The sequence below is a fragment of the Microcella sp. genome (genome assembly GCF_030645145.1).
GTDB lineage: Bacteria > Actinomycetota > Actinomycetes > Actinomycetales > Microbacteriaceae > Microcella.
Genome location: NZ_JAUSMI010000093.1, coordinates 1 through 3,660, shown reverse-complemented (window position 1 = coordinate 3,660; position 3,660 = coordinate 1). Strand labels below are relative to the sequence as shown.

The 3,660-nt window shown below is 73.2% G+C and carries 5 protein-coding genes; 4 read left to right on the top strand and 1 reads right to left on the bottom strand.

What is annotated here, in order from left to right; genetic code table 11:
• The first annotated feature begins 2 nt into the window (after positions 1-2).
• The 3 genes from Q7T15_RS12345 (at position 3) to Q7T15_RS06350 (ending at position 1,478) form a co-directional block, all read left to right on the top strand.
• Entirely contained in the window at positions 3-92 is a 90-nt protein-coding gene (locus tag Q7T15_RS12345) for an integrase core domain-containing protein (RefSeq protein WP_370689111.1), read from the top strand.
• A 35-nt stretch (positions 93-127) separates the two neighbouring features.
• The gene (truB, locus tag Q7T15_RS06355; RefSeq protein WP_304694425.1) at positions 128-1,045 is read left to right on the top strand and encodes a tRNA pseudouridine(55) synthase TruB; all 918 of its coding nucleotides are present in this window, start codon (positions 128-130) and stop codon (positions 1,043-1,045) included.
• 64 nt (positions 1,046-1,109) lie between these two features.
• On the top strand, positions 1,110-1,478 hold the full coding sequence (locus Q7T15_RS06350; protein WP_304694423.1) for a hypothetical protein: 369 nt from the start codon (positions 1,110-1,112) through the stop codon (positions 1,476-1,478).
• A gap of 27 nt (positions 1,479-1,505) precedes the next feature.
• Here Q7T15_RS06350 and Q7T15_RS06345 read toward each other — a convergent pair whose 3' ends face one another.
• Positions 1,506-2,195, bottom strand: coding sequence for an HAD family hydrolase (locus Q7T15_RS06345; RefSeq protein WP_304694421.1), 690 nt, complete (start codon positions 2,193-2,195; stop codon positions 1,506-1,508).
• A gap of 89 nt (positions 2,196-2,284) precedes the next feature.
• Here Q7T15_RS06345 and hemW point away from each other — a divergent pair, with 89 nt between their 5' ends.
• Positions 2,285-3,523 carry a radical SAM family heme chaperone HemW gene (gene hemW, locus Q7T15_RS06340; RefSeq protein ID WP_304694419.1) on the top strand — a complete coding sequence of 413 codons (1,239 nt, stop codon included), beginning with the start codon at positions 2,285-2,287 and terminating at the stop codon, positions 3,521-3,523.
• Positions 3,524-3,660 lie beyond the last annotated feature (137 nt).

Genomic DNA, 3,660 nt, shown 5'->3' with positions numbered 1-3,660 from the left:
TCCTGCCAGAATGGGTTCGCTACTACAACACGCAGCGACCCCATGGCTCTCTGGGCCACAGAAGCCCGATCACCGCACTTGCGGCAGCATGAACAACGTCACTGGGAACTACAGCTAGCGTGGGGCGGTGCCCACCGGACTCCTCCTCGTCGACAAGCCCGCCGGTCTCACGAGCCACGACGTCGTCTCCCGGGCCCGCCGCGCGCTCGGCACCCGCAAGGTCGGGCACGCGGGCACGCTCGACCCGCTCGCGACGGGCCTCCTGACGCTCGGCGTCGGCTCGGCGACGCGCCTTCTGACCTACCTCGTCGGGCTCGACAAGACGTACGAGACGACGATCGTGCTCGGGCGCGCCACGACGACCGACGACGCCGAGGGCGAGGTCCTCGGCGAGCCGGCACCCGCCGCCGCTCTCGACGCGATCACCGACGACCAGCTCGCCGCCGCCATCGCGACCCTCACCGGCCCGATCGAGCAGGTGCCGAGCGCCGTGAGCGCGATCAAGGTCGACGGGCGCCGCGCCTACGACCGCGTCCGCGCCGGAGAACACGTCGAGCTCAAGGCTCGCGCCGTGACGATCGCGGCCTTCGACGTGCTCGCCGTGCGCCGTCTGCCGGGCTCGGCCGACGAACCGCCGACGATCGAGGCGGATGCCCGCATCGACTGCTCGTCGGGCACCTACATCCGTGCGCTCGCCCGCGATCTCGGCACGGCCCTCGGCGTCGGCGGCCACCTGCGCGCCCTGCGGCGCACGCGCGTCGGACCGTTCGACGTCCCCGATGCCGTGAGCCTCGAGCAGCTCGCCGACATTGGGCCCGCCGGTCTCGCGTCGTCGGCCGCGGTCGCCGAGCGGCTCTTCCCGGTGCTGCGCGCGACCGACGACCAGGCGCGCGACCTCGGCCACGGCAAGAAGCTCGCGCTGCCCGAGCTCGACGACGTCGAGCCGCTCGCCGCGATCGACGGCGCTGGCCGCCTCGTCGCGCTCGTGAGCGTGCGCAACGGCGTCGGCCGTACGCTGGTGGGGTTCCCGATCGACGCGGAGTGAGCATCCGCCCCTCTCGTCGCGCCCCGTCGCCGCGCGCGACGCGTCCCTCAGCCAGGAGTCAGCAGTGATCGAGTGGTTCACGACCGCGCAGGTCGCCGTCGCCGTCGTCGTCGGCATCGTCTGCCTCATCGCCGGGGGAGTCGGTCGCGCGCCGAGCGACCTCACGAACGGCCTCACGGCGTTCGTCGCCGTGCTGCTGCTCACGCAGATCGTCGTGTCGATCGTCGCGCCGTTCGTCGGCAACGACCCCACCGGCGACCCCGTCGAGTACTGGGTCTACCTGATCTCGGCGCTGCTGCTGCCGCCGCTCGCGATCGTCTGGGGGCTCGTCGACCGCTCGCGCTGGTCGACCGTCGTGCTCGGCGTCGTGAGCCTCGCCGTCGCCGTCATGGTCTACCGCATGGGGCAGATCTGGTTCGTGCAGGTCGCGTAGCGCCCACGCTCCGCAGCGCGGTCGGGCTCAGGCCGCCGCGACCCCGGGCAGCCCGTCGATGACGGCGAGCACGGCGTCGAGACCCTCGGCGAGGGTCGGCACGACCAGGAGGGCGCCGGTCTCGCGCAGGGCATCCACCGCGTAGACGCCCGTCGCGACCGCGATGAAGGGGATGCCCGCCGCGACCGCCGCGTCATCATCGCGCGGGGTGTCGCCGATGATGACGAGCCGCTCGTCCGGCAGGGCCGTGCGCGCAGCGATCGTGATGTCGCGGCGTTCGCGGGCGCGGTCGCCGAAGAACGAGCGGCTCCAGTCGAAGAGCTCGGGGTCGAGGCCGGAGCCTGCGAGCTTCACGCGCGAGCGCGTCGCCGAGTTGCCCGTGAGGAGCGCGTTGATCCAGCCGCGCTCGGCCGCCGCGGCGAGGGCCTCGGGGATGCCCGGCGCGACCTCCCGACGATCGCCCGCGGTCGCGCGCTCGACCGAGAGGGCGTCGAGCGCCGCGACCGCGTCGTCGTGCCGCGCCGGGTCGAGCTCGAACGCCGCGAGGATCTCGAAGAGGATCTGCCCGTCGGTCTTGCCGTGAGCGCGCGCGAGCGGCGGGTGCAGCTCGCGGCCCGCGACGACCTCGACCGCCCGGTGGTAGAGCTCGCCGCCGCCCGACGCCGCGTTGAACAGGAGGGTGCCGTCGACATCCCAGAGGATCGTGGTGGTGGTCACCTCCCCATCCAACCAGCCGCGCGCTGCCGCCCCGACCGTACGAGCCCCGGCCGCGCGAGCCCTCGGCCGCACCCTGCGAGAATCGACGCGTGCCCCGCGCTCTGCCCCTCGCCGATCCGGCTCCCGTCGACGGGGCGCTCCCGGCGAGCGTGCGCGACGGCGCCGAGCAGCGCGACCTCGGCGTGTACCTGCACGTGCCGTTCTGCCGCGTCCGCTGCGGATACTGCGACTTCAACACCTATACCGCGAGCGAGATCCGCGGCGTGAAGCAGAGCGACTTCGCCGACCAAGCGATCGCCGAGCTCGAGCTCGCCGCGCGCGTCCTCGACGACGCGGGCCTCCCGCCGCGCCCCGTCAGCACCGTCTTCTTCGGCGGCGGCACCCCGACGCTCCTGCCCGCGAGCGACCTCGCCCGCATGCTCGCCGCGGTCGAGCGCCTCTTCACGCTCGCGCCGGGCGCCGAGGTCACGACCGAGGCGAACCCCGACTCGATCGACGCGACGGGGTTCCGGCAGCTCGCCGACGCCGGGTTCACGCGCGCGAGCATCGGCATGCAGTCGGCCGTCCCGCACGTGCTCGGGACGCTCGAGCGCACCCACGACCCCGCGAACGTCCCGCTCCGCGTCGCCGAGGCGCGCGACGCCGGACTCGCCGTGAGCCTCGACCTCATCTACGGCACGCCCGGCGAGAGCATCGACGATTGGCGCGCGAGCCTCGACGCCGCCCTCGAGCAGCGGCCCGATCACATCAGCGCCTACGCCCTCATCGTCGAGGAGGGCACGAAGCTCGCCCGCCAGATCGCCCGCGGCGAGGTGCCGCCCGTCGACGACGACCTCCACGCGGCGATGTACGAGGCGGCGGATGCCCGGCTGAGCCAGGCGGGCTACTCCTGGTACGAGGTGAGCAACTGGGCGCTCGCTGCCGACGATGGCGGAGCATCCCGTCGCTCGCGCCACAACCGGGCCTACTGGACGGGGCAGGACTGGTGGGGTATCGGACCGGGCGCGCACAGCCACATCGGCGGCGTGCGCTTCTGGAACGTCAAGCACCCCGCCGCGTACGCGCAACGGCTCGCGGCGGGCGAGTCGCCCGCCGCCGGTCGGGAGACCCTCGACGACGAGACGCGCCGGGTCGAGCGCGTGCTGCTCGAGACGCGCCTGGCCGAGGGGCTCTCGACGAGCGCGCTCGCGCCGGAGGGCCGCCGCGAGGTCGCCGGGCTCATCGCCGACGGGCTCGTCGACCCCGGGTCAGCCTTGCGCGGGACGGTCGTGCTGACGCTGCGCGGGCGGCTGCTCGCCGACGCGGTCGTGCGTCGGCTGCTCGACTAGCTGTACCCGGTCAGGACGTTGGTGACACAAGGCTGAAGAGAAGGCCTTCATTCTGAGTGGTGTCTAGACACTTCGAAGAGGAAGGCCTTCTCGTGGTCCACCGTAATGCGAGGCTGGCGCCTGCTGGCCGGATGATC